This is a genomic window from Oleiphilus sp. HI0128, from assembly GCF_001635365.1.
Genome location: NZ_LWGG01000922.1, coordinates 1 through 847, shown reverse-complemented (window position 1 = coordinate 847; position 847 = coordinate 1). Strand labels below are relative to the sequence as shown.

At 44.9% G+C, this 847-nt stretch carries 2 protein-coding genes; both read right to left on the bottom strand.

All coding sequences use genetic code 11. The annotated features are described in order from the left end of the window. A partial coding sequence (locus A3763_RS15030; RefSeq protein ID WP_197482927.1) for an L-dopachrome tautomerase-related protein occupies positions 1 to 562 on the bottom strand: 562 nt, incomplete at its 3' end. A 94-nt stretch (positions 563 to 656) separates the two neighbouring features. Continuing rightward, a partial coding sequence (locus tag A3763_RS29645) for a hypothetical protein (RefSeq protein ID WP_231872210.1) occupies positions 657 to 847 on the bottom strand: 191 nt, incomplete at its 5' end.

Below are 847 nucleotides of genomic sequence, written 5' to 3'. Positions count from 1 at the left end.
AAACGATGATAGATGGGCTAAGACCTATGATACTTGCATTGGCGATATAGATGCGTGTGCCATCATGACTGACTTGGAAGTCATTCATATGTGAGCCTAGCCCTGCAATATCTGAACTAAAACGATGATGATGCACAACCTCGCGGGACTCAATATCCACGGCAAGGATCTGAGGTGTTTCTTGCCCATGGTCACCATAGTCGAGTAGCCATAAGCGGCCTTGTCTGTCTAAACGCATTGATAGAACAGTACTCAAGTTAAGACCAGCTGGTGACTCGAACTCAAATGGTTTGGCTTCGCCATCAACCAGTTCTGCGATGTTATAGGGTGGAAAACCTTCCGGATGATAAGTGAAAAAGATGCGCTCATTTTTCGAGACTGCGATGTTTCCAGGAGGGTAGGGCAGGTCAGCAACTTTGATAAGCGCTTCAGCCGGGAGCAGGGGCTGGCCACTTCTATCAGGGAAGGCATCGCCGCCGCCGTAGAAACCATCGAGTGCGGCCGCACCGAGGCCAATAATCAAAACAACTGCGAATAATAGTGTGGTAAGGGCTTTTAACATGATTCTCAATTTATCTTTGTAAAGGTAGGTGGAGGGCATTAAACCATAATCTGGCTTTGTGCGCGAAACAGCTCGAAACAAAACACGATAAAAATTACTTGAAATTAAAAATGCCATCCCCACATAAGGTTTCAAGGCTTTTCAGGTCGGTGGTAAGCAAGGCTGCATTGATAATGCAGTCCCTCTCATAAGTTTGAGATAAATTGCTGCCGGAAAGCGACAAATCAATTTTTCTGAACAACGAAAAACGAGAGAAACAAATATATGTCAGCACAAGATAATTTA